The 748-nt window shown below is 41.4% G+C and carries 1 protein-coding gene; it reads right to left on the reverse strand.

What is annotated here, in order from left to right:
• Positions 1 to 204 precede the first annotated feature (204 nt).
• Positions 205 to 660, reverse strand: coding sequence for a helix-turn-helix domain-containing protein (locus S1OALGB6SA_RS07875; protein WP_124033101.1), 456 nt, complete (start codon positions 658 to 660; stop codon positions 205 to 207).
• Between the last annotated feature and the right edge of the window lie 88 nt (positions 661 to 748).

Consider the following 748-nt stretch of genomic DNA (forward strand, 5'->3'; position numbering starts at 1 on the left):
GACGAAGGTGAGGGCCTTTAGGAGCTTTTGCTGTCGATAATGCGGCATTATCGACAGCAAGGCGGTATCGGCTTGCAGGCTCTTAGATTCAACCCACAAGGCTGGTTTGTGGGGTTGGGGAGATTTGGCTAAAAGGCTAGTCTCTGCAAGCTGATACCTAAAGGCCCTGGATGAGCCGCTTGGGGGGGGAGGGGGGAGCCATTATTATGCTTTTGACTTTTCGAGTTTGAATCGGTGGTTTTCAATGATGATGTTCATGTGATGTACAATTGCTTTCTGATTAGACTCGGGGAGTTCTTTGATTTCCGCTAACTTTTTCAGCCACCTTTCATCTATCTTATCCAGCAGATCATTATTCTTTCTTTCAAAGAAATCCTGAATGCCTACTTCTAGAGCTTCAGCCAATATACTCAGTTTATTAACAGGAATTGAATTAGGTGAATTTTCATAAATATTGATCATCCTTTGGGTCAGGCCTGTTTCTTCAGCAAGTTTCCTCTGTGAGAGGTTTTTCAATTTTCGGAATCTAACAAGATTTCGGCTGAACAATTTGCTTACTTCCACATCTATATTGTAAATCAGGAGATTTTCTCTTGACAGTATTGATACTTTAAATGCATTATTACGGATGAGTAAAATATCTGAAATTTTACTTGACACACTTTTTCAAAGTCCCGCATTCAGGCGGCCAAGAGACTGAAAACCGTGTATCAAAGACTAAACTGAAACCGCTCTGTTAGAGCGGTGA

Source organism: Olavius algarvensis spirochete endosymbiont, from assembly GCA_900608495.1.
In the GTDB taxonomy this organism is placed as follows: Bacteria; Spirochaetota; Spirochaetia; order DSM-2461; family DSM-2461; genus UBA2779.